A 26137-nucleotide genomic window follows, 5' to 3' on the forward strand; every position below is an offset into this window, starting at 1 on the left:
ATAGCAACCATGGTCGAATTGAACCTGCCCGCCAACTCCAAGGTCGGTGTCGGCAAGACCATCAACGTCGCGAACGGCGCCAAGCGGGCGAAGACCTTCAAGATCTACCGCTGGAGCCCAGACGACGGCCAGAACCCGCGCGTCGACACCTACATCGTCGACCTCGACAAGTTCGGACCGATGATCCTCGACGCGATCATCTACATCAAGAACCAGGTCGACAGCACGCTGACCTTCCGCCGCTCTTGCCGTGAAGGCATTTGCGGGTCGTGCGCGATGAACATCGACGGCGCGAACACGCTGGCCTGCCTGAAGGCCATCGAGGATGTGAAGGGCGACGTCACGATCTACCCGCTGCCGCACATGCCGGTGGTCAAGGATCTGGTCCCCGACCTGAACCATGTCTACGCGCAGCTCGCCTCGATCAAGCCGTGGTTGCAGACGCAATCCCCGGCCCCGAGCCGCGAGCGGCTGCAATCGCCCGAAGACCGCGCCAAGCTGGACGGCCTTTACGAGTGTATCCTGTGCTTCTGCTGCTCGACCTCCTGCCCCAGCTATTGGTGGAACGGCGACCGTTACCTCGGCCCGTCGATCCTCCTGCAAGCCTACCGCTGGATCGTCGACAGCCGTGACGAGATGACGGGCGAACGCCTCGACAATCTTGAGGATCCGTTCCGTCTCTACCGTTGCCACACCATCATGAACTGCACCAAGGCGTGCCCGAAGGGTCTCAACCCCGCCAAGGCCATCGCCGAGATCAAGAAGCTGATGGTGGTTCGCCGCTGATCCCAACCCGCAAGGGTGGGTTCTGACGCAAACGAGGCGCTCCGCAAGGGGCGCCTCGTTTTGCGTTTTGCGGTTTGGCCGTTCGGGAGTGGGGTGCGCGCTTTTTGGGCAGGATGCCCGCGTCGTCGTCGGTTGACCGGGGGCGGGGAGGGGGTATGCTCGACGGGCAATCAGCGTTTGACGCGCAAGACCAAGGCCAAGAGAGGGAAGGAACGATTATGGGCGGCACACCGGGGCAGGCGTGGAGTTGGGTTCAGGGCGCGTGGGTCGAGGGCAATCCCCCCATCGTCGGGCCGCTGTCGCACGCGCTGTGGCTGGCGTCGGCGGTGTTCGACGGCGCCCGCGCCTTCCAGGGCGTCGCCCCCGATCTGGATTTGCATTGCGCCCGCTCCATCCGCTCGGCCATCGCCATGGGGCTGGCCCCGATGGTGACGGCGGGCGAGATCGAAGAATTGTGCTGGGACGGCATCCGCCGCTTCCCCAAGGACGCCGAACTCTACATCCGCCCGATGTTCTACGCGGAGGAGGGGTTCGTCTCTCCCGATCCAGACACCACCCGCTTTGTGCTGTCGGTCTATGAGGATCCGTTGCCCAAGCCGACCGGCTTCGCCGCCTGCGTCTCCACCCGCCGCCGCCCGCTTCCCAGCATGGCCCCGACCGAGGCCAAGGCCGCTTGCCTCTACCCCAACGCCGGTTTGGCCCTGGTCGAGGCGCGCAAGCGCGGCTTCCAAAGCGCCATCATGCTGGACGCCATCGGCAATGTGGCGGAGTTCGCCACGGCGAATCTGTTCATCGCCAAGGACGGCGTGGCGCGCACCCCGGTTCCCAACGGCTGTTTCCTGAACGGCATCACCCGCCAGCGCATCATCGCCCTGCTGCGCGCCGATGGCGTCACGGTCGAGGAAGTCACCCTGACCCCCGACGACGTGCTGAGCGCCGACGAGGTGTTTTCCACCGGCAACCATTCCAAATGCGTGCCGGTGACGAAGGTGGAACACCGCGAATTCGCGCCGGGTCCGGTTTTCGCGCGGGCGCGGGCGCTTTACTGGGAATACGCCTTCCGCTGATCGGCCTGTTGCGGATTGGCGTCGTCGAGGCGCAGGCGGATGGCGGCGTTCCGGTGATGGGCCAGCGTGGCGCAGAGACGGGCGAGCCACGCGTCGCGCAAACAGGCGCGGGCGGGCAGGGCGGCGCGGCGGCGGGCCGTCGCCAGCCGGGCGTCCGCCGCCAATCGCTCGTTCAGGGCGAGGGCGGCGGCCCGGCGCAGGGCGTTGGCCTTGACCGCTCCGCCGAGCGTGGCGACGCGCAAAGCCTCGCGCGGCGGCGCGCCGTCGTAGCGGCGGTGCAGATCGGTCAGGCTGGAATCGCCGATGGCGTCGTCGGTGCGGACCATGCGGGCTTGGTTACGCCCGCTGGACCGCTCAATCAAGGAAATTTATCCTAAAACAGCCAGCGGTCCGCTCACTGGCTGGCCCAGATGATGCGCGCCATCCAGGCGATGTCGCCGCGTTGGATGGTGCGGTCGGGGTGGGCGCGGTTGATCGACAGCAGTTCAATGCGTGTGGCGGTTTCGCGGATCAACTGCTTGGCCATCACCTCGCCGCCGCGCGTGCGGACGACGACGCGGTCGTTGCGGCGGATTTGCGCGGCGGGCGACACGATGATGGTGTCGCCGTCGCGGTAGACCGGCTCCATGCTGTCGCCAGCAATTTCCAGCGCGTAGGCCTGTGGGTCGCCCAAGCTGGGGAACAGCAGCTCGTCCCAGCCGGTTCCGACGGGGAAACCGGCGTCATCGAAATAACCGGCGCTGCCCGCCTGGGCGTAGCCGATGACCGGAACCCGCTGAAAGGTGCCGGGACCGGCGCCCTCGCCAATCAACGACACGAAATCCGGCAGCGACACGCTGGTCGCGTCCAGCACCTTGGAGATGCTTTCGGTCGAGGGCCAGCGGAGCTTGCCGTCGCCGGTCGTCCGTTTGCTTTTGTTGAAGGTGGTCGGATCCAGTCCGGCGCGCCGTGCCAGACCCGACGCGGAAAGGCCGCTTTGCGCCGCGAGGCGATCAATGGCCCGCCAGATGTCCGTGTGTTTCAGCATGGGACGATAATCACATAAACGCGCAACGCCGTCCCTAGGAACTTTTTCATAAAATCATTGACGTCTGGGAGAATAAGAACAAAAAAAGAACAGGAACGCCACCATCCCGGGAAAAAACCGGCGACGGTGGCCGATGTTGGGGCGCGCGGTTGGGAAACAATGCTTCGGCAAGGCTCCCGCCGCCCGATCCCCGCTTGATTGATGGAGACCTCCCATGCCGTGCCAGTCCGTCGCCGCCACGTCCCCCCGTCCGTCCCCGCCGTCGGGCGGTGCGATTCTCCGGGGGAGCGACCCTTACCGCATCGACGGCACGCCCTTTGACAGCGCGGAAGAAGCGTGGTTCTGGTCGCTCCAGGCGGAAGACGCCAAGGCGGCGGGCGCCCGCGTGGTCGCCGGGCGCGGGCTGGTGCAGCGCCCTTGCGAACCGGCGGACGTGATGCGGGCGGTGGATCGCCTGTACCGCAGCCGCGCCCTGCTGCGCGACCATCTGCATGTGCTGGCCCATTACGGGCGGCGGCTCAGCGCCCCGGATCCCGAACGCTTCCGCGAACAGCGCGCCCATGTTCTGTGGGGCGAGGCGTTCGACCGGCTGACGCCGATCCTGCGCGACAAGGGCATCGTGCGATGAGCCATCCGCCCGCCGCCGCGCCGTCCATGGCGACGGCGCCCCGCCCGCCCGCCGCCTGGGTGGTGTTTCGGGGGGAATCGCCGCTGTGGTGGCTGCGCCTCCTCAAGCCGGGCTTCCGTCATTGCCTGGCCTTGCTGAACGACGGGCGCTGTTGGGTGGTGGTCGATCCGCTCGCCCCCTTCACCGACGTCACCGTCCTGGATCTGCCGCCAGCCTTCGATTTGCCGGGCTGGTATCGCGATCAAGGGCTGGCCGTGGTCGCCGCCCCGCTGCGGCGCGGCCTGACCCGCCCGGCCCCCTGGGCGCCCTTCACCTGCGTGGAGGCGGTCAAGCGGCTGCTTGGCCTGCACGCCCCGCTGGTCCTGACGCCTTGGCAACTGCACCGCCGTCTGACCCGTGCCGCCTGACCAGCGCCGCCGCCAGCGTTTGAGGGAGAGCTTCATCATGACCGATCACGCCGTACCCCCGCCCTCACGTTTCCCGCCTCTTGGCGACGCGGACTCGTCCGGCCCGCAAACCCTGCTGGACCGCTACCGGGCGGCGCGCGAACGCCGGTCCGTCTGGGAAAGTCACTGGCAGGACTGCTACGACCACGCCTTGCCGAACGGCCAGCCCTTTCGCGGCGGCGGCACGCCGGGCGAAAAGCGGGTGGACCGCCTGTTCGACGGCACGGCTCCCGACGCGGTGGAGCAGCTCGCCGCCAGCCTGTTGTCGGAGTTGACGCCGCCCTGGTCGCGCTGGTTCGGCTTTCAGCCCGGCCCAGCCTTGACCGGGGCGGAGCGCGACCGCATCGCCCCGATGCTCGACCGCGCCGCCGGGATCGTCCAGGCGCATTTCGACCGCTCCAACTTCGCGGTGGAGGTGCATCAGGCGTTCCTCGACCTCGTGACCGTCGGCACCGCCAGCCTGCTGATGGAGGAGGCCGCGCCCGGCGCGCCGTCCAGCCTGCGCTTCACCGCCGTGCCGCTGGCCGAAGCGGTGCTGGAGGAGGGGCCGGACGGCCGTCTTGACGCCACCTTCCGCCGCAGTGAGGCGACGCTCGCCCAAATCCTCCACCGCTTCCCCGCCGCCGATCTGCCCGAGGAGTTGCGCAAGCGCGGCGCCGACGAACCCGAAGGCCGTTTCCCGCTGGTCGAAGCGGTGTTGCCCGATGGTCTGGCCTATCGCTGGGGCGTGGTGCTGGACAGCGGTCTGGCCGATCCGTCCTGGCTGGCGCAGGGGCGCTTCGCCCAATCGCCCTTCGTCAATTTCCGCTGGTTGAAGGCGCCGGGCGAAACCTATGGCCGCTCCCCGGTGATGAAGTCGTTGCCCGACATCAAAACCGCCAACAAGGTGGTCGAACTGGTCCTGAAAAACGCCTCCATCGCCGTCACCGGCATCTGGCAGGCTCGTGATTTATCTTTTCCGGTGCTTGCGTGAGCTTTCCGGGATTGGCTAGACCCATTGATTTGTCTCGGTTTTCGGCAGAATAGTAGGTCAGCGATACGCCGGGAAAACTCGCGCATTTTCCGCCGCCTGCTTACATGGCGCTTACATGGAGACGCCACCCCATGCCGAAGATCACGAAAAAGCTGGTCGATGCCACCACCGCCGATGGACGGACGCGCTTCCTCTGGGATGACGAATTGCCGGGCTTCGGCTTCTGCGTCACGGTGGCCGGGGCGAAGTCCTACGTGGCGCAATATCGCTTCGGTGGCCGGTCCCGCCGGATGACCGTCGCCCGCCATGGCGTCATGACCCCAGACGAGGCCCGCAAAGAGGCGCGCTTGATCCTGGCGGACGTGGCGCGCGGCCTGGACCCGGCGGAGCGGCGCATCGAACAGCGGCGCGACCTCACCGTGTCCGAGCTGTGCGACCTCTATGTGTCCGAGGGGATGACCACCAAGAAGCCATCCACCATCGCCACCGACAAGGGGAAGCTCGCGCGCCACGTCAAGCCGCTGCTGGGCAAACGTCTGCTGCGGTCCATCGTCCGCGCGGACATCGAGCGGTTCCAGGCGGACGTTGCGACTGGCAAGACCGCCGCCGACATCAAGGGCGGGTTCAAGTCCCGCTCGACTGTGACCGGCGGCCGGGGGGCTGCCGCCCGTGTGCTGGGGCTGCTGTCTGGTGTGTTTCAGTTCGCCGTGAACCGCGACCTGCGGCCGGACAACCCGGTGCGGGGCGTGAAGCGGTTCGCCGATAAGAAGTGCGAGCGGTTCCTGTCGCCGGCCGAGATGGCGCGGCTTGGCAAGGCGCTGACGGACTTGATCGACGAAGGCGCCAATCCGGTTGCCGTCAACGTCGCGCGCCTGCTGGCGCTCACCGGCTGCCGACGCGGCGAGATCACGGGTTTGCGCTGGGAGTGGGTGGATTGGGATCGGGCGTGCATCCGCTTCCCCGACTCGAAGACGGGCGCCAAGGTGGTTCCGCTGGGGGCTGCCGCGCTGGGGCTGCTGACCGCTTTGCAAGGGGAGGCGCGCACCGGCTCCGTGTTCCCTGGCCGGGGGCGCGACGGCACCACCACCGCCGTGTGGAAGGTGTGGGACAAGGCTCGGCAGCGCGCCGAGTTGCCGGGGGTGCGCATTCACGATCTGCGGCACAGCTTCGCCAGCGTCGGCGCGTCCGGTGGTGACAGCCTTGTGGTGATTGGTGCCTTGCTTGGGCACCGGGACACCACCACCACGGCCCGCTATGCCCATCTGTCGAACGATCCGCTGAAGGCCGCCGCCGACCGCATCGCCGGGACCATCGCCGCCGCGATGAAGGGTGAGACCACCGACAACGTGGTGCCGTTGTCCAAGGTCGCGAAGCGGTAGGCCGAAACCGCTTCATGCGACCTTATCTTTTCAGGTGGTACAGGTGGTACAGGTGGTACACATTCAATAAAATAAACACTATCAAAGGCTTGCTGTAACGCTGTGCTGTACCACCACGTTTTTCGGCTGGTGGTACAGGTGGTACAGCATCCAATCATCAAGCATGGGGTTCGCCGGCCCGCTCGACCACAGTTGCGGTGGTGGTGTTCGCCCGCGCGGCCAGCTTGTCCGCCACGTCCCTGGTGACGATCCCGCACCACGCGCCGAGATCATCGCGGCGCTGAAGGCCCGCCCGGTCAATGAGCTTGCGGGTGTAGCCGTTCGACCGGCTCCCGGCGCGGATTGCAACGGCGACTTCTCCGGGGGCGGGCTGGAGATCGTCCGGCACGGCCAGCGGCGCCCAACGCGCGTCTTGGTTCGTCGCCCGCATGGCGAGCGAGCGGAGAACCTTGTGGAGCGGTTCGCCGTCCCTGGTGCGCGCGGCGATTTCCCGCAAGGCGGCATGGGTGGCTTGGGGAGCGAGCACGTTGATTTGCGTCACGTCGCCTTCGGCAAGGCGGGCGCGGCGCTTGGCCTGTCGAGCGGCGGCTGTTTGGTCTGGCATGGCACCTTCGCGTAACTAGTCACGGTATCACCCCTACGTAGGGTGTGACTAGTCACGGGTCAAGGTGCATGAGATACGTGACTAGTCACAAAGCGATGCACATCATCCTGTCTGCCGGCATTTGCCGAGAGAGCTTGACGGTACGCGAACATATGTGGAACGAATATCCCCGCCAACGCCAGAAAACCCCCAAAGCCCGCCCGGTCCTACCGTGGCGGGTTTTTCGTTTCAGGAGGCTCGCTTGCTCAACCGGACACCAGCACCGCCGCCGTTCTCGGGGATGAACTCAACGCCAGCCGCTTCGAGGGCGGAGCGGATCGCGGAGAGATTGTTGGGGTGAGGTGTTCGGGCGCCACGCTCGAAGTCAGCCAACGTTTGCGAGCCAACATTCGCGGCGGCTGCAAGCTCCTTCTGCGTCATTCCGATGAGCGCTCTTGCAGCCTTGCAAAGCGGTGGCGTTAGGTCGGTGGCGCTCAAAGTCGATATTCCTTATTGACATCAGCCTAGTTGATGAAGAATATCAATCTAGGTCTTATTTATCAACACCTGAGGTTCAAATGCGAGCTTTTCCCGCCACGCCCGAGGTGCGCCCTGAAGGCGCCAACGTTTCCCGCCGCCGGCTGCTGGCCGGCGCTGGCGCCACAGCCGCCACCCTGACCGCGCCAATCGACCTTATCGCTTCCGCCACTGTGGCCGCGCCTGTAGGCGTCTGCCCGGCCCGTTACGTGGGTGTCCCGCCCGCCGTCGTCTGCATGGGTGAGGGGTGGGTCAACGAGTGGCTGACATATAACGACGACACGCGCGAGTTCATTGAAACGGTTTGCCGTGGGCTGGCCTACAGCCCAACGGATGAACGCAAGGACGACTTGAACGACCTTGTGAACCGCGCCCGCCTGATCATGGACCAGAGGACCGAAGAGGCGATCCGCCCCGAGGGAACCCCGGAACTGATTCGGGAAGGGGATGCCATGACGATGGCCGTGAACGTGCTGGATGAAGGCGGGGGTATGGCTGCGCTCAACTACGCGATTACGAGCCTTCGGACGGTGCGCAGACGGTGGGATGAGGATGAATTCGCCAAAGGGAACCTGAACGCTTTGGTTCTCTCCCTGTCGTTGGTGGGCGTGCTGCTGACCGGGCTGGGGCACCCCGATTTCGGGGATGATCCCGAGGGCAGGCAGGAAGGAGCTGCCGCCTGACCGCGCCTCGCCGACACCATCACCAACCCAAGGGGGCCGGTTCTGCCGGCCCCCTATTTATCGCTGGTCCAAACGGTATCTCTTATCGGCGCCCTACCTATTGCGAGCGCGCGAGGTTTCCTGTTGCGCCCGCAATAGGCTAGCTGTATACATAGCTTATAGCCTATTGCAGCCGCATGAGGAATGCCATGTTGAACCTGACTGATATCGTTCACCCACGCCTCGCCCGCCAAGCGGCGAACGTCGGAGTTTCCACCATGAATAGCTGGGCACATCGAGGGTATTTCGACGCCTTCGATGGCGTGCAAACGACGCCCGGTAAGGCTCGTCCCTTCACGGTTCTCGACGCTATCCGCCTGAACGTCATGAAGGAGTTCAATATCGTCGGTGTGGACCCGGCCGCTTCTTCCAAGATTGTGACCAGACCGGATTTCACCAGCTTGGTCGAAAGCATCCTTTTCGACAGCCGTGACGATATCATCATCGGCTTCGACGGGTTTTCGATGGTCAGTGCCACCAACTCCATGACGATCAAAGACATCAAGAACATGGGCTATGGCAACTTCTCCCACATCGACCTTTCCGAAGCCGCAATGCACGTCATGAGTTTCCTGCGGGCGACCAAGGGCGTACCGCTGCCGTCCGCCGTGGACGAGGACAACATCGAGAACTAACAGACCGACGACGGGCCGCCCCCCTGGGTGGCCCCTCTGATTTTCTGGAGTTGAAATGACCAACGCTGAAACGCGGGTGATTCCCGCCACGCCCGAGCTTTGCCTTCCGCCCGCCCTGCGCAAGCCGCGTCTGCGCCGTTGGGAAGCCGCCGAATATCTGGAGTTGGTCCACGGCGTCACCGTCGCCCCCGCCACGCTCGCCAAATACGCCAGCATTGGGGGTGGCCCGGCCTTCAACAAGGGGGTGAGCCGGACGCCCCTGTACCCCGTCACCGAACTCGACCGCTGGGCCGTCGAGCGCATGGGGAAGCTGGTCCGCTCCACCAGCGACGCGGGGGTGTGAGGATGCGCAACGCCGAAACCGCCTTCCGCCAGTCCGACCCGACCGAGAACCGCCAGTTCCGCCGCCTGTGGACGGAACCGGCCCGCGCCCTCCGGATCGCCGTCCCGCCGCCGCCCGTCCGCACCCTCGACCACATCGCCGCCGAGGTTCTGGTGCGCTGGCGTTCGGAAACCCGGAGTCACTGACCATGCACGATACCCGTCTCGACTTCGACCGGATCAACCGCGCCGCGCTGGCCGTGCTGCCGGCCTTGCTGGCGCGGTGGTTGCCGGGTGGAAAGCGGGAAGGTCACGAATACGTTGTCGTCAACCCGCGCCGCGCCGACCGCCGACCGGGAAGCTTCCGCATCAACACGGACACCGGCCGGTGGGCGGATTTCGCCACCGACGACACCGGGGGCGACGTGGTGTCGCTGGCCGCCTATCTGGGCGGGATCACGCAGGTTGAAGCCGCCCGCCGTCTCTGCGACATGCTGGGGGTACGCTGATGCCTGACGACCATGCCGGCATGTTCGCGCCGCTGACGCCCGAGGAAACCACGGCCGGCGCGTCGGCCGCACCGGGCAAGACCACAAAGACACCGATCATTCCGGTTCCCGCCGATGCCCCGGCGATGGAGTTCCGCCACCCCAAGCACGGCGAACCCTCCCGGTATTGGCCGTACCACGATGCCGAGGGCCGGCTCGTCGGCTATGTTTGCCGGTGGGACCTGACCGACGACGCAGGCAACCGGACCAAGGAATTTCTGCCCGTCACCTTCTGCGACCTGGGCAACGGCAAGCGGGGCTGGCGCTCAAAAGGCATGCCATCGCCCCGACCGCTGTTCGGTCTGCCCGATCTGCTGGCTCGCTCCGATGCGCTGGTGCTGGTGTGCGAGGGCGAAAAGGCCCGCGATGCCGGGGCCGCGTTGTTCCCCGACATGGTGGCGACCACCCCCGCCCACGGCGCGAAGTCACCGCACCTGACGGATTTCAGCCCATGCGCGGGCCGGGTGGTGGTGATCGCCACCGACCACGACGAACCCGGCAAGACCGACGCCAAGGGCAAGCCTCACCATCCCGGCCGAGACTTTGGCGACACGGTGGCCGAGATGGCCCGCGCCGCTGGAGCCGTCGAGGTTCTGCACCTGCCCCCCGACCGTCTGGGGGCGTGGCTGTGGCGCGACGGGGAGCGGGTGCCGCGAACCGATCCGCTGCCGGATGGCTGGGACCTCGCCGACGCGCTGGCCGAAGGCTGGACCGCTGAGACGGTCGCCGCTCTGCGGAGCGCCCCCGCGTTCCTGTCGCCTTACGGGACGACCAAACCGGACACGCCGGCCGCGACCGATGCCGAGAGCAAGGAATGGGATTGGCCGTTTCGGTTGATGCCGTATGGCGTTGAAAAGCGGATTGACCGGGTGGACCGGGAGACGGGCGCCGTCACCATCGAATGGCGCTGGATTTGTTCGCGCATCGAGGTTGCCGCCGAAACGCGGAACACCGATGGCACCGCCTGGGGCCGGCTGTTGAGCCTCACCGACCGGGACGGTCGGGCGAAGGAATGGGCGATGCCCATGTCAATGCTGGCCGGCGACGGCACGGCCTACCGGGAACGCCTCCTTGAAATGGGGCTGGTGATCGCGCCCGGCCGATTCCCCCGCGACGCCCTGCATGAGTTCGTGTCCACCGCGCGCCCTGGGGTGAAAGCCCGCTGCGTCTCGCGCGTCGGCTGGCACTCCGGCGCCTTCGTCATGACCCACACCACCTTGGGAGATCCCTGCCATGGCTGAACGCATCATCTTGCAGACGGCGGCGCCGTTGGATCATGCCTATCGGCAGTCGGGCACGCTGACGTCATGGAGCGACAACGTGGCCCGCTACGCCGCCGGCAACTCCCGGCTGGTGCTCGCCATTTCCGCCGCGTTCGCGGGACCGCTGCTGCATCCGACCGGGAGTGAGTCCGGCGGCTTCCATTTCCGGGGCGCATCGTCGAGCGGCAAGACGACAGCCCTTATCGTCGGCGGAAGCGCCTGGGGTGGTGGGGGCGTGCGGGGCTATGTGCGGACGTGGCGCGCGACCGCGAACGGTCTGGAGTCGGTCGCCGCGCTCCACTGCGACACGCTGCTGTGCCTGGACGAAATGGGACAGGTGGACGGCCGGGAAGTCGGGCAAATCGCCTACATGCTGTCCAACGGGCAGGGAAAGACCCGCGCCGGCCGGGGTGGCGAAGGGCGAACCCCGGCGGAATGGCGCGTGATGTTTCTCAGTTCCGGCGAGATCGGGCTTTCCGACAAGATGTCCGAGGATGGTCGAGGCCAGCGAGCCGCCGCCGGGCAACAGGTGCGGGTGGTGGATATCCTGGCCGACGCTGGCGCCGGGCTGGGGTTATTCGAGACTCTGCACGGCTTCCCCGACGCCGACGCCTTCGCCCGCCATTTGAAGGCCGCCGCGAACGAGCATTACGGCGTGGCCGCGCCGGATTTCGTCAAGTTCATCGTCAATGACTACAACGGCTGTGCGGAAGCCGCCCTGTCCCATCAACGCGAGTTCGTCGCGGAGCACTGCCCGGCCGGGGCCGATGGACAGGTGAGCCGGGTTGCCGCCCGCTTCGGTCTGGTCGCCGCCGCTGGCGAGATGGCAACCGCGTTCGGTGTGGTTCCCTGGCAACCGGGTGAGGCGACGGCTTCGGCGCTCCGGTGCTATCGCGCTTGGCTCGACGTGCGCGGCGGGATCGAACCCACGGAGGAGAAACACGGTATCGCCGCCGTCCGCCGCTTCATCGAATTGCACGGTTCGTCCCGGTTCGAGGCAATGGGCGCGCTGGTGCGCACCGACAACGCGGGCGCTCCAATCGAGGCGCGCGTGCCGAACCGCGCCGGCTTCCGGCGGCAAGACGGCAACGGCGGCATTGAATACCTGATCTTGCCCGAAGTGTGGCGGACGGAGGTGTGCGCGGGCTTGGACGCGGTGGCCGTGGCGAAGACGCTGAACAAGCACGGCCTGCTGATCAGCAAGGACGGAAAGCTTCAGGATCAAGCCCGGTTGCCGGGTTTCTCCAAGCCGGTTCGCCATTACCACCTGACGGCGGGCATTCTCAGCGATGGGGCGGATGATGCCTGATCTGTCCCGGTTCGCCGCCTTGGCTGCCCGCGCGGGATGCTCGCCTGTACCACCTGTACCACCGACCGAAAAGCATGGTGGTACAGGGGGTGCGACCGATAAAACCATTACTTATCAGTATGTTGGCGAGTGCGTACCACCTGTACCACCTGTACCACCGGCAAATAACGACTCTGTGCAACGCCCTGACCTGATCGACGACTTCGAGGAGCGTGCGGCCATCCTCGAATTTGACGCCCGCCTTCCCCGCGCCGAGGCCGAACGGCGCGCTTGGGCCGAGGTGTTCGGCACGGACACGCCGATGGAGACCACCCGATGAGCAAGCCTTTCGACCGCGCCAAGTTCAACAAGGTGCTGTCCCTCGCCGAGTCCGATCAAGACGCCGAAGCCCTGGCCGCTGTCCGCAAGGCGGCTTCCATGGCCCGCGCGGCTGGCCTGTCGCTGGGGGAGGCCGTGAACGGCACCGACCCGGACGGCGGCACGGTCTCCACCCTGCGCACGATGATGATGGAGGCCGAGCTTGCCACCGCCCGCCGGGAGATCGCCGAGCTTCGGCGCAAGACTTCTGGCGCTGGTGACGATGCCACCTTTCAGCGGGGGTTCGAGGCGGGACAGCGGTACGGCGCCGACCGTGCGGCGGCTGACCTTCGGGAACAGGCGTTCCGCCGGGTGAGAGAACTGGAGGCCGAGCTTGAAGCCTTCCGCGCGCCGCTCGATTGGCTGACCCTTGCCGAACGCTTCTACGCCAAGTTCCGCAGGGGGGCGAAAGCGCCCTTTGCCAAGGGGCTGATGTACCGGGCCAGCGTCAACAAGCTCATGCCGGCCGATCAAGCCGAGTTGCGGAAGTTCGCCGCGACGGTCGAACGGAAGGTGAAGCGGAGCAAGAAGCCGGTGGAGGAAACGGCGGAGGCGTGACCGGAAAGCTGCTGTGCTTCCGCCATCATGGTTATGGACAATGCCGTTGCCACTGACGGCGGAATTATCAAATGTCTTCAATAGCGTAACGTTGAACAAGGGCGATGGCGATGGAGCGGTTCCGGGATAGTCAGGCTGTGACAGTGAGTCGCGTCGCCTCGGCTAACCGGCATATTTCTACAATGCTTCTTGCGAACGATAGGCGCTGTGTGTAACCGTGCGCTTAAGGAAAAACCAGCCACCATACAGCGACGCATCCCGTCGATTACCTCGCAGGACAATCTATGCCCCGCATCATTCGTCTCGAAGGCACTAGCCTGGATCGGCAGAAGTTCTCAAAAACGTTTGAGGACAATTGCGGTTGTGAGATGACCACGGAATCAATTGCTGCGAGCATCAAGCGCGTGGCGCCACTGTTCGCAGGCGATTTGGTTTCCTTGATCAAGGAATCTGGTCTGTACATTAAGGCCAAGCCGACTGTCCGATGATTGGCAACATTAAATGGGAAGAGTTGGTTTGCGCGGTCTGCCAGACTATTGAGGAGAGGTTTGATGTTCTCCTTGATATTGATGGTGAAGCGCTGGACGAACTCGACGAAATAGCGAAGCGGACGATTGGATCGTACGAATTAGCGCACCCAAACCCGGCTAAAGTCGCAGGGCATGTGGTGTTCTGGTTTCGTCGCCTGCGCCCTGTCACTCACCGGCCTGAAAGCCAGAACAAACTTCTTGTTGCTAACGAGACAGCAGCCCTCTATCTCGGCCTTTCCATCTGTGACTTGTATCGAGGGGAAGGAAGCAAGGAAACGTTCCATCTTCCCGCGCGAGTAATGAAGGATTGGATAGCAAGCCTTCGCTATAACTCGCACTCTCCGCACGCCATCGCAATTGCATTCGAGATATTGACGGCAGAGCACTGAGCATCAGCGTGGCTTGACCGTCTAGTGCCTCAACAAGCCGTATGCATTGCGTGCTGAAGAAAGCCTGCCTGGAGCAATCCGAGGCGGGCTTTTCGTTATGGAGCAGCGCTCATGTCTGACCCAGCTTACTGTCCTTTCGATGAGTGCGGGTAGCGAGCCACTCGGCAGGCTTCTGGGGCAATTCGAGGGGGAGGGTGGCTTGGGTCCTCTGTCAGGAAATTGATCGGGGGTCCGCCCACCACAGGCCGCGCCACCCCTCTAGCCCCCCGTGGGAACGAAGGCTTAACATTAAGGGCTTAATGTCCTATAATCCGACATCGGAAAGGAACCGACGTTGGATGATTCTGCCACCGAGACGAAAGCCGCTTTTGCCCGCCGGATCGGCGTGAAGCCGCCGCGCGTCTCGCAATTGGTCTCTTCCGGTCTTCCTCTCGATGGCGACGGCAAGGTGCGGATTGCCGCAGCGTTGGCGTGGCTGGAGGGTCGCCAGAACCCTGTTAAGCGGGCCGAACAGGGGAAAATGCCTCTTCCATCCGGCCACGATGACGACGTTCCTATTCAAAATCCAGCCCTTGCCCTGCTGGCCGCAAAAGCCCGCCGGGAGGCGACCCTTGCCGACCGCGACGCCCTGTTCTTGGAGCGGGAGCGGGGGGCGCTGATCGCGCGGGACGCGGTGCAACGCGGGTTGACCGCCTGGGGGTTGGGTCAGCGGGATGCGCTGTTGGCTTGGTGCAGCCGCGCCGCCCCCGAACTGGCTGCCGATCTGGGCGTTGACCTGGGCCGCGTCTTCGCCGCGCTCGACCGGCAGGTGCGCGCCCAACTGATCGAACTGGCCGACGCCCCGCCGCCGCCCGATCTGAAGGATCTGTTTGATGCCCGATGATGCCGCCTGGGTCTGGCGAACCATCGCCGCCGCCATCCGCCCGGAACCGGCTTTGCTGGTCAGCGAATGGGCGGACAAACACCGCGTCTTGCCGCCAACGTCCGCCGAACCGGGGCGCTGGCGAACCAGCCGCGTCCCCTACATGCGCGGCGTGATGGACGCGCTGTCCACCGGATCGCCCTTCGAGCGGGTTGTGATGATGAAGGGCGCGCAGATTGCGGCGACCGAATGCGGCAACAACTGGCTTGGCTACATCATCCAACACGCCCCCGGCACCACCCTATGCGTGCTGCCGAGCCTGGACGACGTGAAGAAGAACGTCGCGACCCGCATTGAACCGTTGATCGAATCCTCTCCCGTCCTGTCTGCCCTGGTGGCGAAACCGACCGGACGGCGCGCGGCAAACTCGATGATGCGCAAGGCTTTCCCCGGTGGCTATCTTGTGTTCACCGGGGCGACCAGCCCGAAGGGGCTGCGGTCCACACCGGCCCGGTATCTGTTTCTGGACGAGGTGGACGGCTTCCCCGGCGACGCGGGAAAAGAAGGCGACCCGGTGGCGCTGGCCGAGCAACGCACCGTCACCTTCCGTGGTCGCCGCAAGATTTTCCTGTGCTCGACGCCGACGATCAAAGGGTTGAGCCGGATCGAGCGCGCCTATTTGGAGAGCGACCAGCGGGTTTATGAGGTGCCGTGCCAGCAATGCGCCACCTTCAACCGCATCCTGTGGGCGGACATTCGATGGCCGGAAGGCGAGCGGCGCAAGGCGTGCTGGGTTTGCCCGGATTGCGGCTTTCCCCACGAGGAGCACGCCAAACCGGCCCTTCTGGCCGCTGGCCGCTGGCGCGCGACCGCCCCCGGCGACGGGCGCACCGCCGGGTTTCACCTGTCGGCGCTTTACAGCCCGTTTGAAAGCTGGGGCGACATCGCCGTGCAGCACGGGCAGGCCAAGGGCGACCCGTCCGCGATGCAGGCTTGGACCAACTTGAAGCTTGGCGACCCGTTCGAGGATATGGCCGGTGAAGAGATCACCGCCGACGCGGTGGCAAGCCGGGCCGAAACCATCGGTGACGTCCTGCCGCCGGGCGCGGTGCTGCTGACCGCTGGCGTTGACACGCAGGATGACCGGCTTGAGGTGGAGGTGGTGGCCTGGGGCGCTGGTGAGGAATCATGGTCGATCCTGCACCACGTCATTCCCGGCGACCCTGCCGACCGCGCGGTGTGGCTGCAACTCGATGAGCTTCTGTCCCGGACATGGCCGCACGCGCGCGCCGTCCCCGACATGCCGATTTCGGCTGTCTGCGTCGATACCGGCGGACACCACACCCAAGCCGCTTACAATTTCGTGCGGGACAAGCAGGCCCGCCGCGTCTGGGGCATCAAGGGACACAACGTCCCCGGCAAGCAAATCTGGCCGCGCAAGCCGAGCCACAAGAACAAGGGGCGAGTGCCGCTCTACCTGATCGGCGTTCACGCCGCCAAGGAAGTCATTTTCGCCCGGTTGAAGATCAAGGAAGCCGGTCCCGGCTTCATGCACTTCCCGATGGACCGATCCACGCAGTATTTCCAACAGCTTACCGCTGAAAAAATGGTGACGAAGTGGGAGCGTGGCCGACCGCGCCGCATCTTCGTCAACCCGACCAAGGCGCGCAACGAGGCGTTGGATCTTCGCGTTTACGCCTTTGCCGCGCTGCACGGGGTTATCGCCGCTGGCTTCGATCTTGATCGGGCCGTTGCCGCCCTGGCTCCCATTCCGCCGCGCACCCCTGACCGGCCCGTGATGGCTCCCCCGCCCCCTGTCCGCCGGGCGACCCGCTCAAGCTGGCTTTCGGGGTGACGGGAAGTAAAGACCCGACATCGGATTACATCCGAGTTTGCATTATTTGCGATTTCATCCTATTATGAGGCTAATTTGCCTCTGAAAGGGCGACCTTATGCTTTCCAACCTACGCCGAGCCTTTGGAACCCTGTGGACCCGCTCGCTTGATGCGGCGGGCGCGGGCAAACGCTGGGCCGGGGCGTCACGGGTGGTGAACCTGAACGCGGACATGCTGTCGGGGGCCACGGTCGCGGCGCAGCGGGCGGCTTATGTGGCGCGCAACAATCCGAACGTCGCCGCCGCCATTAACGCCATGGTGTCCAACGCCGTGGGAACCGGGATCAAACCGCGCTCCAAACACCCCGACGACGCCGTGCGCGACACGCTCCACGCGCTGTGGGAGCGGTGGGAGCGGGTGGCGGACGCCAGCGGGCGGGCCGGGGGCTTCTACGGGCAACAGGCGCTCGCCGTCCGCGCCATGATCGAAGGAGGCGAGAGCTTCGCCCGTCTGCGTTCCCGCCTGCCCGGCGACGGGCTGCCGGTGCCGTTTCAGGTGGAGCTGATCGCCCGCGACCAAGTGCCGAGCACGCAATGGAGCGACATCCGCCCCGGCAACGCCATTCGGGGCGGGATCGAGTTCAACGCGCTGGGCCAGCGGATCGCCTATTGGGTGCTGCCCTTCAACCCGAACGACCCGACCATGCCCCTGTTGGCCCCAACGTGGCAGCCGACGCGGGTTCCGGCGGAAGACATGTGCCACCTGTTCCGCGAGCTGGTCGAAAGCCAGCTTCGCGGGCTGACGTGGCTGGCTCCGGTGCTGTTGCGGGTGAAGGAACTCGACCAGTACGAGGACGCCGCCCTGGTGCGCGCCAAGGTCGCGGCGATGATGGCGGGCTTCATTCTCAACAAGGACGCCGAAAACCCGGCGTGGCAACCCCAACCGGGGGCCGAAACGCCGACGCTGGAACCCGGCATGTTGGTTCCGCTGAACCCCGGCGAAAGCGTCGAGTTCACCAGCCCGCCCGACGACAAGAATTACACCGAGTTCACCAAGAACCATCTGCGCGCCATCGCCGTCGGTCTGGGCTGCACCTATTTCCAGGCGACCGGCGACCTTCGCGACGCCAACTATTCCAGCCTGCGCGGCGGGCTGGTCGAGTTCCGGCGCAGCATCGAACAGCTTCAACATCTGGTCATCGTGCCGCAGCTTTGTGACCCGGTTTGGCGGCGCTTCGTCACGCTGGCCGTGATGAGCGGGGCGATTGACGCGCCCGATTTCTTCCGCGACCCGGAACCCTACCTGTCCGCCGAATGGCTGCCCCCGGCCTTCGATTGGGTCGATCCGCTGAAGGACATCCGCGCCGAGATCGAGAGCATCGACGCCGGGCTGAAAAGCCGGGCGCAGTCGGTGGCGGAAGCCGGTTACGACGTTGAAGCGCTCGATGCGGAGATCGCCGCTGATCGGGCGCGGGAACGGCGGATGGGGCTGGCCTTCCCGGTTCCGAAGGTGGCGACGCCGACGCCGATTCCCGAAGACCCGCCCGCCCCGGAGACGCCCGCCCATGGTTGAGACCTTGGCCCTTCAACTCTTCGCCCGCGCCATGGGCGCCACAGCGCCGACGACGCTCGACCGCGCCGCCCGGACGGTGGAGGTGGTGGCCCTGTCGGGGCTGGCCCCCGCCACCCGCCCGGCCCCGGCCCCCGATGGCAGCCGCACCGCCTGGATTGAGGAACTGTCCGCCGCTGGCGCTGACCTGTCGCGCTTCCGCAACGGCCCGGCGCTGAAGGATCACCGCAACGTCACCGACGCCGCCGTTGGATCCATCGCCGAGGCGCGGATCGAAGGCGACCGCATCGTCTCGACCGTCCGTTTCGACACCAGCGCCGCCGCCGAGGAACTGATGGGCAAGGTTGAGGCCGGATCGGTGCGCGGCGTCAGCCTGGGTTATGGCGTCAGTCGCTGGAAGTCTGTCGGCACGCGCGGCGGGCTGCCGGTTTTCCAGGCCATCGCCTGGGTTCCCCATGAGTTGAGTTTCATCCCTGTGCCGATGGATTCCGGCGCAACCGTTCGTTCCCAAGGAGACAGCATGACCGTTCAAACGACGGTGGCGCCGACCGATACCCCGGCGCAGACCACCACCGAGGCCCCGGCGCAGATCATCGCCCCCGCCGCCCCCGAGACCAGCAGCCGCGCCGCGACCAACCAGCAAATCCGTTCGATGGTCCGTTCGGCGGGTCTGGATCTTGGCGCGGCGGATCGGCTGATCGACGAGGATGCCGACCTCGACCGCGCGCGCTCTGTCGTGTTCGACGCCATGCTTGCGCGTTCGGCGGGCCGTCCGCTGGCCGCTGTTCAGGTGTTGCACGACCATGACGACCCGCAAGCCGTGGTGGACCGCATGGCGACCGCCTACGCGGCCCGCGCCACCGCGCATCTGCCGCAAGCGCACCGCGTCGCCCTGCCGGACGCCTCGCGCGCCTACGCCAACCGATCGCTGTTGGACCTTGCCGCCGAACTGGCCGACCGGCGCGGAACCCCCATCGGAACCCGCAACCTGTCGTCGGCGGAACTCTATCAGCGGGCGCTGACCACCAGCGATTTCCCGGTGTTGCTGGCGAACAGCGCCAACAAGACGCTGTTGCCGGCCTATCAGGCGGCTGCCCCGACCTACCGCCGCTTCTTCGCCCGCCGCGACTTCCGCGACTTCAAGCCCGCCAGCTTCGCCCGCGTCGGTGATTTCCCGGCACCCCTGGCCGTGGGTGAAAACGGCGAATACAAGCACGGGGCCATCGCCGAGAGCGGCGAGTCGGTCACGCTGGGCGAGTATGGCCGCATCATCACCTTCACCCGCAAGGCGCTCATCAACGACGATCTGGGCGCTTTCGCTGATCTGCCGACCAAGGCCGCGTTGCGCGTCGCCGATTGGGAGAACTCCGTCGCCTGGGCGCTGGTGGTGTCCAACCCCACGCTGTCGGACGGCAAGGCCCTGTTTCACGCCGATCATGGCAATCTTGCCGGTTCGGGCGGGGCCATCGGAATCGACACCGTGGGCGCGGGTGAAGCGGCGATGATGAAACAGACCAGCCTGGACGGGCTGAAACTCAACCTGCACCCCTCCGTGCTGGTGACGAGTCCCGACAAATACACGCTGGGCCGTCAGTTCGTGTCCGCCAACGTCGCCCCGGCGCAGTTCTCCAACGTCAACCCGTTCGCGGGCAAGCTGGAGGCTGTGGGCGACGCCAACCTCTCGGGCAACGGCTGGTATCTCATGGCCGAGCCGAGCGCGCTGGAAACCTTCATCTACGGCTATTTGCAAGGCCAGTCCGGGCCGGTCATCACCCCGGAAGCCTCCTTCGACACCGCTGGCGTCAAGATGAAGCTCACCATCGACTTCGCCGTTGGGGCCGTCGATTACCGGGGCGCTTACAAGAACGCGGGCGCCTGACCATGACGACGCTGGCCGACATGATCGCCATGCGGGACGGGCTTGAGAAAGCCCGTTTCTCAGGCACGCGCAAGGTTCAACTCGGCAACTCCCTGGTGGAATACAAGACGGACGCCGAGATGAAAACCGCCCTGGTGGACCTCAACCGCAAGATTGCGGCGGCAAGCGCTTCGGCTGGATCGCCCTTTGTGACCTTCACGACTTCCAAGGGACTGTGACCATGAAGAACTATGTGCAAGAGGGCTGTCGCCTCGATCTGACCGCGCCGCGCGCTGTGACGTCCGGGGATGGTTTCATCGTCGGTTCAATCTTCGCCGTTGCCAGCACGACCGCCGCGAGCGGTGCCGCGTTGGTGGGCTGCACCGAAGGCGTGTTCGATCTGACCAAGAAGACCACCGCCACCTTCGCCGTGGGCGACAAAGTGAGCTGGGACAACACGAATTTCTATTGCGACGCGCCCGGCACCGGCTTGTACCCGGTGGGTGTCGCGGTGGCCGTCGCTGGCAACGGTGGCGCGACGGTGCGCGTGAAGCTGTCCGAAGTGCCGACCACCGCCGCCTGATCTGGCAGGGGTGTCGCTTCAACCGACACCCCTTTCCTTGGAGAGTCCGCCCATGCTCACCCCCGCCGACATCGGGAACGCGATTCGCGACGCGCTGGGCGGCTTTGCCGGTTCTGCGGTCTACCGCGTCTCCACCACCTTCAACGTGCGCGTTGCGGCCCTGACGGCGGTTGGCGCGACCACGATCAACTTCAACAACGTGCCTGCCGCGCTGACGGCGACCGCCATCGGCGACACGTTCCCCGTTGGCGCGACGACGCACACCGTCACCAACGTCATTACGACGGCGGGCGGGTTGCTGACGGGCGTGACCTTCACCCCGGCCCTGGTGACGCAGGCGGCAAGCGCGACGCAGGTTGTGATAAGCCGGGCTGCCGACCATTCGGTGCGCGTCATCATGGAACAGGTGGACGGATACAACCTGATCGGTGGGCTTTATGCCGGTGGGGATTACCGATTCACCGTGTTCGACTTGCCGGTGGAGCCGTCCGGTTCCGGCGCTCACAAGGTCATCTGGGGCGGGAAGACGCTGACCGTCCAGGCGGAAATATCCAGAGACCAGACCGGCGCGGCTTGGATCGTTCGGGCGAAGTGATGGAAGACGCCGACACAGCCCGCATCACGTTCGAGGTGGTCAACGTCCGCCTGGTCAAGCGCGGTGTGTGGCTGGCTGACGTGGCGCTCGATTTCGACGGGGTTCCCCTGCGATTGAATGGGTTCCGAGTCGTGCAGGAAACCCCGACCCGGAGATCCGTCGAACTGCCCGCCTTCGTGGATCGGGGAGCATGGCGCCCGGCGGTAGAACTGCCCGAAGAAATGCGGCGGGCGCTGGCCGATGAGATTGCAGCTTCCACACTGGCTTGATGACGGGCTGCCGTCGTGGCCGTGAACGGATGCTCATCATCCAATCTCAGTCTGCTTACATGGCGCTTACATGCTCCCCCGGCCTATGCCCAATCCGTTGAATAGCAATCATAATGCCAGCTTTTCCCTAGCATCTGGCAGGCCGACGACGACGGGGTGCTGAATCCGGCGACGATCCGGTTGGTGCCGGGGACCATCATTCCCAAGGCGGTGGGGTCCGCCGGGTTGACGCCCTTGGCCAATCCGGGGCGGTTCGACGTGTCGCAACTGGTGCTGGACGATCTGCGGTCGCGCATCCGTCACGCCTTGCTGGTGGATCGGCTGGGGCCGGTCGAGCAGGCGCGGATGACCGCCACCGAGGTGATGGAGCGCTCGTCCGAAATGGCCCGGCTGCTGGGGGCGACCTATGGCCGGTTGCAGGCGGAAATGCTGACGCCGCTGCTGCTGCGCGCCGTCGCCATCCTGCGCCGCCGGGGCGAGATTCCCGACATCGCCGTCGATGGGCGGCTGGTGGAACTGCAACACCGCTCGCCGCTGGCCCAGGCGCAGGCGCAGCGCGACGTGCAGGCGACGCTGCGCTGGCTCGACACCACGCGGCAGTTGGGGCCGGAGGCCGCCGCCACCGTGGACGCCGCCGCCACCGCCCGTTGGTTGGGCGAAGCCTTTGGCGTTCCGGCCAAGCTGATCCGCGCCGAAGAGCCGCCGGTTCCAACGCCGACGCCAGCGCCTGTTTCGGCGCCGCCTCCGGTCGCGCCAGCCGTCGCCCCGGTCCCGGTTGACGCGGGGGTGAGTCATGGCTGAGCCGACCGGCTGGGATTGGCTGAACGGCGCGGGGCGCGCCGACATGGCTCCAGCGACCGAGGATCCCGCGCCTGTTTTCGCCCGCTGCTTCGCCGGGCCGGACGGGCTGCGGGTGCTCGACACGCTGAGGGCCATGACCTTGGGCCGGACGCTTGGCCCCGACGCGCCCGACGCCGCGCTGCGCCATCTGGAGGGGCAACGGCATCTGGTCGCCGTGATTTTGGCCCTGACCGCTCGCGGTCAAAAACAATGACATCCGCTCGCGGTCAAAAGCCGTGAAACCCGCGCGCGGTCAAAAGCTCTGAAATCCGTTTTTCCTCGTTTTCCCACAAGGAGTCTGTGACCCATGGCCGACAATCTTCTGATCGCCCCCGTCGCCGGTTCGCCCCAACCGCCGCCGCCCGTGCCGGAGAAGTTCCGCGATCCCAAGACCGGCGCGGTGCGGGTGGACGCGCTGCTGAAATCCTATCTGGAGCTGGAACGCCGCCTGTCCGCCGCGCCGATGCCCGATGGGGCGCCGCCGGATGGAGCGCCGGACGGCGCGCCCGTCGCGTCGCCCTTCGATCCGGCCACGCTGGATCCGGTCCAGCTTCGCCGCGCGCTGGGCGCGCCCGACGCGCCGGAGGGCTATTGCATCGCCTGCGACCACGGCCTGTTTCAACCCGACCCCGAGATCAACGGGCGGCTGTTCGAGGCGGGCTACACCCCAGGGCAAGCGCAGTTGCTCTATGATCTGGCGGCGGAGCGCATGATGCCGTTGATCCAGCATCTGGTCGCCGAGTTCCAGGCCGAACGCGAGGTGGAGCGGCTGGTCGCTCGTTTCGGCGGCGAGGAGAAATGGCGCGAGGTGTCCCGCCAGCTTCTGACCTGGGCGGGCAAAAATCTGCCACCCGCCGCCGTCGAGGGGTTGTCCACCACCTATGAAGGCGTCATGGCCCTGCACGCCATGATGTCGGGCAGCGAACCGTCGGCCTTGGCGATGACGCCCGGTCGGGCCGCCGCGACCGATGGCGAGGCGGAATTGCGGACCTTGATGCGCGATCCGCGTTATTGGCGGGAGCGTGACCCGGCGGTGATCGCCCGCGTGACCGACGGTTTCCAACGGCTTTACCCCAGCCGTGGGTGAGTGACGGGGCGGCGTGATGGTCGCGGCATCGTCGTGGCGTCCGCGCCCGACGATGCCGCGACGCGAGACACAACGCCGCATCTCTCGTTTTTGGACGTGCGCGCTTTGTGAATGTTGCGCGCGCGAAGAAAATTACGATTGCACGTTTGAAATGAAACAGCGAACCTGCGTTGCGCACAAGAAACCGTCCGTGCAACAGACGGTCATAAGAGTGTCGCCGGAGTCATATGACGCTGCGCCGCAAGATACGCTGGTTGACCTGGCTTGGCCTGATCGGCTGCCTGATGGCGGCGATACCGGCGCTGTATTTGCTGCGCCACGGCCTGATCGCCGAACGCGAACGCATGACCGGCGCTCTGGTCGATTCCTCACGCACCATGTTGAGCGATCTGGAGCGGGAAGCGGCGGCGGGCGCCATCCCCCGCGACGACGCGCAGGCGCGGGCGCGTCTGGCCCTGCGCGCGCTGGTCGGCGATCCGTTCCACGTCGCCGTGTTCACCGATGGGGTGGTGCCGCCAGGTTGGCCGCCGATTCAACACGCGGTCATCAGCCAAGCGACGTTCGAGCCGTGGGGCTGGGTGGTGGCGGCGGCGGGCGACGTTGACGACATCAACCGCGAATTCGCGATGGAGGCGATGACCTTCATCCTGTTCCTGTTGGGGCTGCTGGTGTTGAGCTGGCCGATCTCGCTGTATCTGTCGCAAAACGTCGTCGGCCCGATCGAGGCGCTGTCCACCCGCATGCGTATGCTGACCGAAGGGCGGACGGAGATCGACATTCCCGGTCGTCACCGCCGCGACGAGTTCGGCGCGATGGCCCGCGCCATGGAGTATTTCCGCCGCTCCGCCAGCGCCCTGATTGAGCGCGACGAGCGGCTGGCCGGCATCATGAACAACGTAAGCGAGGCGATTGTCCTGGTTGACGAGCATGGCCGGATTGAAGAGCACAACCCGGCGGCGGTCGCCCTGTTCGGCGTGGCGGCGGAAACGCTGCCCGGTCGGGCGCTCGCCAGTCTGTTCGTGGACTCCGACCGGGGCCGGGTGCAGGCGCTGTTGGGCGGCGCCGGTGGGGCGGGCGAGCTGACGCGGGCCGAGGCGCTGGGCATCCTGCGCGCCGACGGGCGGGTTGACGCGGCGATCAGCGTGTCGCCGCTGGTGGTGCAGGGCAAGCGCGGCTTCGTCTGCGCGCTGACTGACATGACGCAGCGGCTGCGGCACGAGCGCGAATTGATGCGGCTGGCCACCCGCGACCGGCTGACCGGCCTGCCCAACCGGGCGATGGTCGAATCGCTGCTGGAGACGGCGGTCGAGCGCTGCCGCCGTTACAACCGCCGCTTTGCCGTGATGTGCCTGGATCTGTCGCGCTTCAAGCTTGTCACCGACACGCTGGGCCATCAGGCGGGCGACGCGCTGTTGCAGGAGGTGGCGCGGCGCGTCACCGAGACGGTGCGCGCCGCCGATCTGGTCGGGCGCATCGGTTCGGATGATTTCGCCATCATTCTGGAGGAGATCGTCGACGCCGACGAGGCGGCGGCCATCGCCGACCGCGTTCTGGCCGCCTTCGATCAGCCGGTGATCCTGGCCGGGAACGAGCATTACGTCCGCACCTCCATCGGCATCGCGCTGTTCCCCGACCATACGGAAGAGCCGCATGAGTTGATCCGCGCCGCCGACACCGCGCTCTACGCCGCCAAGCGGCTGGGCGGACGGCGCCACGCCTTTTTCCGCAAGGAGCTGGCCGATCAGGCGCGCCGCCATCTGGCGCTGGACGGCGAATTGCGCTCCGCCCTTGTCAACAAGCAGTTCCGCCTGCATTACCAGCCCAAGGTGTCGTTGATCGATTACGGGCTGCAAGGGTTCGAGGCGCTGTTGCGTTGGGACAATCCAGGGCAGGGGATGATTTCGCCCGGCGAGTTCATTCCGGTGGCCGAGGAAACCGGATTCATCGTTCCGCTGGGCGATTGGGTGCTGGACGAGGCGTGCCGCCAGCAACGCGTGTGGCTGGATCAAGGGATGAACCCGGTGCCGGTGGCGGTCAACATCTCGCCGCGCCATCTGCGCCACCGCACCGCCGATGATTTCCGCCGCATCGTCGACCGCCACCGCCTGCCGCCCGAATTGATCGAGCTGGAAATCACCGAAGGCGCGGTGATGCAGGACATCGACCACGCCATGAGCGTGCTGGGCGCGTTGAAGGCGATGGGGATCCGGGTGGCGGTCGATGATTTCGGCACCGGCCATTCGTCGCTGAGCTATTTGAAAAAGCTGCCGATCACCACCTTGAAGATCGACCGCTCTTTCATCAACGGCGTGCCGCAGGAGCGCGAGGACGCCAGCATCGTGTCCACCATCATCGCGATGGCCGACATGCTGGGTCTGGACGTGGTGGCCGAAGGGGTGGAAAAGACGGAGCAGGCCAATTTCCTGCGCCACCTCAATTGCACCCAGGTGCAAGGCTGGCTGACCGGACGCCCGGTCCCCGCCGACACGGCGCTGGGGCTTTTGACCAAACGGCTGAAAGAACCGGCCTAAACACAAGCCGTTGAAACGCAAGGAACGGAAGGCGGCGGCCAAAGTGGCCGC

Annotated in this window: 31 protein-coding genes and 2 pseudogenes; 29 read left to right on the plus strand and 4 right to left on the minus strand. The window is 66.0% G+C overall.

Annotation, left to right across the window (positions count from 1 at the left end):
• Window positions 1–9: 9 nt before the first annotated feature.
• Window positions 10–786: a succinate dehydrogenase iron-sulfur subunit gene (locus tag D3877_RS17315; RefSeq protein ID WP_119831948.1), complete on the plus strand. Its 777-nt coding sequence runs from the start codon at window positions 10–12 to the stop codon at window positions 784–786.
• 218 nt (window positions 787–1004) lie between these two features.
• Window positions 1005–1853 carry a branched-chain amino acid aminotransferase gene (locus tag D3877_RS17320; RefSeq protein ID WP_119831949.1) on the plus strand — a complete coding sequence of 283 codons (849 nt, stop codon included), beginning with the start codon at window positions 1005–1007 and terminating at the stop codon, window positions 1851–1853.
• On the opposite strand, the gene D3877_RS17325 is transcribed toward D3877_RS17320, so the two are convergent.
• Window positions 1829–2215 (minus strand): hypothetical protein, encoded by a 387-nt coding sequence (locus D3877_RS17325; protein WP_238474935.1) that lies wholly within the window; start codon window positions 2213–2215, stop codon window positions 1829–1831. The genes D3877_RS17320 and D3877_RS17325 overlap by 25 nt on opposite strands.
• Before the next feature lie 32 nt (window positions 2216–2247).
• The gene (locus D3877_RS17330) at window positions 2248–2880 is read right to left on the minus strand and encodes a LexA family transcriptional regulator (protein ID WP_119831951.1); all 633 of its coding nucleotides are present in this window, start codon (window positions 2878–2880) and stop codon (window positions 2248–2250) included.
• Between the two features lie 214 nt (window positions 2881–3094).
• Between D3877_RS17330 and D3877_RS17335 the strand changes: the two genes are divergently transcribed.
• The 4 genes and pseudogenes from D3877_RS17335 to D3877_RS17350 all read left to right on the plus strand — a co-directional run bounded on the left by D3877_RS17335 (window position 3095) and on the right by D3877_RS17350 (window position 6306).
• On the plus strand, window positions 3095–3508 hold the full coding sequence (locus D3877_RS17335; protein WP_238474936.1) for a hypothetical protein: 414 nt from the start codon (window positions 3095–3097) through the stop codon (window positions 3506–3508).
• Window positions 3505–3915, plus strand: a complete 411-nt coding sequence (locus D3877_RS17340; protein WP_238474937.1) for a hypothetical protein — start codon at window positions 3505–3507, stop codon at window positions 3913–3915. The genes D3877_RS17335 and D3877_RS17340 overlap by 4 nt, the downstream gene beginning before the upstream one ends.
• A 37-nt stretch (window positions 3916–3952) precedes the next feature.
• Window positions 3953–4903 (plus strand): annotated as a pseudogene (locus D3877_RS17345) (portal protein); the annotation flags it as partial.
• Window positions 4904–5058: 155 nt separating this feature from the next.
• A complete protein-coding gene (locus D3877_RS17350; RefSeq protein WP_158599938.1) occupies window positions 5059–6306 on the plus strand; it encodes a site-specific integrase in 1248 nt (415 codons plus the stop codon).
• 157 nt (window positions 6307–6463) lie between these two features.
• Here the strand turns inward: D3877_RS17350 and D3877_RS17355 are convergent, their stop codons facing one another.
• Window positions 6464–6910: a hypothetical protein gene (locus tag D3877_RS17355; protein WP_147395220.1), complete on the minus strand. Its 447-nt coding sequence runs from the start codon at window positions 6908–6910 to the stop codon at window positions 6464–6466.
• A 228-nt stretch (window positions 6911–7138) separates the two neighbouring features.
• Window positions 7139–7387: a helix-turn-helix domain-containing protein gene (locus D3877_RS17360; protein ID WP_274379634.1), complete on the minus strand. Its 249-nt coding sequence runs from the start codon at window positions 7385–7387 to the stop codon at window positions 7139–7141.
• An 80-nt stretch (window positions 7388–7467) separates the two neighbouring features.
• Between D3877_RS17360 and D3877_RS17365 the strand changes: the two genes are divergently transcribed.
• The 23 genes and pseudogenes from D3877_RS17365 (at window position 7468) to D3877_RS17470 (ending at window position 26086) form a co-directional block, all read left to right on the plus strand.
• The gene (locus D3877_RS17365) at window positions 7468–8109 is read left to right on the plus strand and encodes a hypothetical protein (RefSeq protein WP_119831955.1); all 642 of its coding nucleotides are present in this window, start codon (window positions 7468–7470) and stop codon (window positions 8107–8109) included.
• Between the two features lie 188 nt (window positions 8110–8297).
• Window positions 8298–8783, plus strand: a complete 486-nt coding sequence (locus D3877_RS17370; protein ID WP_119831956.1) for a hypothetical protein — start codon at window positions 8298–8300, stop codon at window positions 8781–8783.
• Between the two features lie 55 nt (window positions 8784–8838).
• The gene (locus D3877_RS17375) at window positions 8839–9126 is read left to right on the plus strand and encodes a hypothetical protein (protein ID WP_199720832.1); all 288 of its coding nucleotides are present in this window, start codon (window positions 8839–8841) and stop codon (window positions 9124–9126) included.
• Window positions 9127–9128: 2 nt separating this feature from the next.
• The gene (locus D3877_RS17380) at window positions 9129–9311 is read left to right on the plus strand and encodes a hypothetical protein (protein ID WP_119831957.1); all 183 of its coding nucleotides are present in this window, start codon (window positions 9129–9131) and stop codon (window positions 9309–9311) included.
• Window positions 9312–9313: 2 nt separating this feature from the next.
• Window positions 9314–9613, plus strand: coding sequence for a hypothetical protein (locus tag D3877_RS17385; RefSeq protein ID WP_119831958.1), 300 nt, complete (start codon window positions 9314–9316; stop codon window positions 9611–9613).
• Window positions 9613–10893 (plus strand): DUF927 domain-containing protein, encoded by a 1281-nt coding sequence (locus D3877_RS30860; RefSeq protein ID WP_119831959.1) that lies wholly within the window; start codon window positions 9613–9615, stop codon window positions 10891–10893. The genes D3877_RS17385 and D3877_RS30860 overlap by 1 nt, the downstream gene beginning before the upstream one ends.
• Window positions 10886–12223: a DUF927 domain-containing protein gene (locus tag D3877_RS17395; protein ID WP_119831960.1), complete on the plus strand. Its 1338-nt coding sequence runs from the start codon at window positions 10886–10888 to the stop codon at window positions 12221–12223. Before D3877_RS30860 ends, D3877_RS17395 begins: the two co-directional genes overlap by 8 nt.
• Window positions 12224–12398: 175 nt before the next feature.
• Entirely contained in the window at window positions 12399–12542 is a 144-nt protein-coding gene (locus D3877_RS29905; protein ID WP_158599939.1) for a hypothetical protein, read from the plus strand.
• Window positions 12539–13138 carry a hypothetical protein gene (locus D3877_RS17400; RefSeq protein WP_119831961.1) on the plus strand — a complete coding sequence of 200 codons (600 nt, stop codon included), beginning with the start codon at window positions 12539–12541 and terminating at the stop codon, window positions 13136–13138. The genes D3877_RS29905 and D3877_RS17400 overlap by 4 nt, the downstream gene beginning before the upstream one ends.
• Before the next feature lie 284 nt (window positions 13139–13422).
• Window positions 13423–13626, plus strand: a complete 204-nt coding sequence (locus tag D3877_RS17405) for a hypothetical protein (protein WP_119831962.1) — start codon at window positions 13423–13425, stop codon at window positions 13624–13626.
• Window positions 13623–14057: a hypothetical protein gene (locus D3877_RS17410; protein WP_119831963.1), complete on the plus strand. Its 435-nt coding sequence runs from the start codon at window positions 13623–13625 to the stop codon at window positions 14055–14057. The genes D3877_RS17405 and D3877_RS17410 overlap by 4 nt, the downstream gene beginning before the upstream one ends.
• Before the next feature lie 334 nt (window positions 14058–14391).
• The gene (locus tag D3877_RS17415; RefSeq protein WP_147395221.1) at window positions 14392–14940 is read left to right on the plus strand and encodes a hypothetical protein; all 549 of its coding nucleotides are present in this window, start codon (window positions 14392–14394) and stop codon (window positions 14938–14940) included.
• Complete coding sequence (locus tag D3877_RS17420; protein WP_119831965.1) at window positions 14930–16774, plus strand: phage terminase large subunit family protein; 1845 nt, start codon at window positions 14930–14932, stop codon at window positions 16772–16774. Before D3877_RS17415 ends, D3877_RS17420 begins: the two co-directional genes overlap by 11 nt.
• 97 nt (window positions 16775–16871) lie before the next feature.
• A complete protein-coding gene (locus D3877_RS17425; RefSeq protein ID WP_119831966.1) occupies window positions 16872–18326 on the plus strand; it encodes a phage portal protein in 1455 nt (484 codons plus the stop codon).
• Window positions 18319–20202, plus strand: coding sequence for a prohead protease/major capsid protein fusion protein (locus D3877_RS17430; protein ID WP_238474938.1), 1884 nt, complete (start codon window positions 18319–18321; stop codon window positions 20200–20202). Before D3877_RS17425 ends, D3877_RS17430 begins: the two co-directional genes overlap by 8 nt.
• Window positions 20203–20204: 2 nt before the next feature.
• Window positions 20205–20420: a phage head-tail joining protein gene (locus D3877_RS17435; RefSeq protein WP_119831967.1), complete on the plus strand. Its 216-nt coding sequence runs from the start codon at window positions 20205–20207 to the stop codon at window positions 20418–20420.
• Window positions 20421–20422: 2 nt separating this feature from the next.
• A complete protein-coding gene (locus D3877_RS17440; RefSeq protein ID WP_119831968.1) occupies window positions 20423–20764 on the plus strand; it encodes a DUF2190 family protein in 342 nt (113 codons plus the stop codon).
• 52 nt (window positions 20765–20816) lie between these two features.
• Window positions 20817–21359 carry a hypothetical protein gene (locus tag D3877_RS17445; RefSeq protein WP_119831969.1) on the plus strand — a complete coding sequence of 181 codons (543 nt, stop codon included), beginning with the start codon at window positions 20817–20819 and terminating at the stop codon, window positions 21357–21359.
• On the plus strand, window positions 21359–21628 hold the full coding sequence (locus D3877_RS17450) for a hypothetical protein (RefSeq protein ID WP_119831970.1): 270 nt from the start codon (window positions 21359–21361) through the stop codon (window positions 21626–21628). The genes D3877_RS17445 and D3877_RS17450 overlap by 1 nt, the downstream gene beginning before the upstream one ends.
• A gap of 132 nt (window positions 21629–21760) precedes the next feature.
• Window positions 21761–22429: pseudogene (locus D3877_RS17455) on the plus strand (portal protein); the annotation flags it as partial.
• A complete protein-coding gene (locus tag D3877_RS17460; RefSeq protein WP_119831971.1) occupies window positions 22422–22682 on the plus strand; it encodes a Bbp19 family protein in 261 nt (86 codons plus the stop codon). The pseudogene D3877_RS17455 and the gene D3877_RS17460, both read left to right, overlap by 8 nt.
• Window positions 22683–22775: 93 nt before the next feature.
• Window positions 22776–23555, plus strand: a complete 780-nt coding sequence (locus D3877_RS17465) for a capsid assembly protein (RefSeq protein ID WP_119831972.1) — start codon at window positions 22776–22778, stop codon at window positions 23553–23555.
• A gap of 227 nt (window positions 23556–23782) precedes the next feature.
• Entirely contained in the window at window positions 23783–26086 is a 2304-nt protein-coding gene (locus tag D3877_RS17470; RefSeq protein ID WP_119831973.1) for a putative bifunctional diguanylate cyclase/phosphodiesterase, read from the plus strand.
• The last annotated feature ends 51 nt before the right edge of the window (window positions 26087–26137 follow it).

Source organism: Azospirillum cavernae (assembly GCF_003590795.1).
GTDB lineage: Bacteria > Pseudomonadota > Alphaproteobacteria > Azospirillales > Azospirillaceae > Azospirillum > Azospirillum cavernae.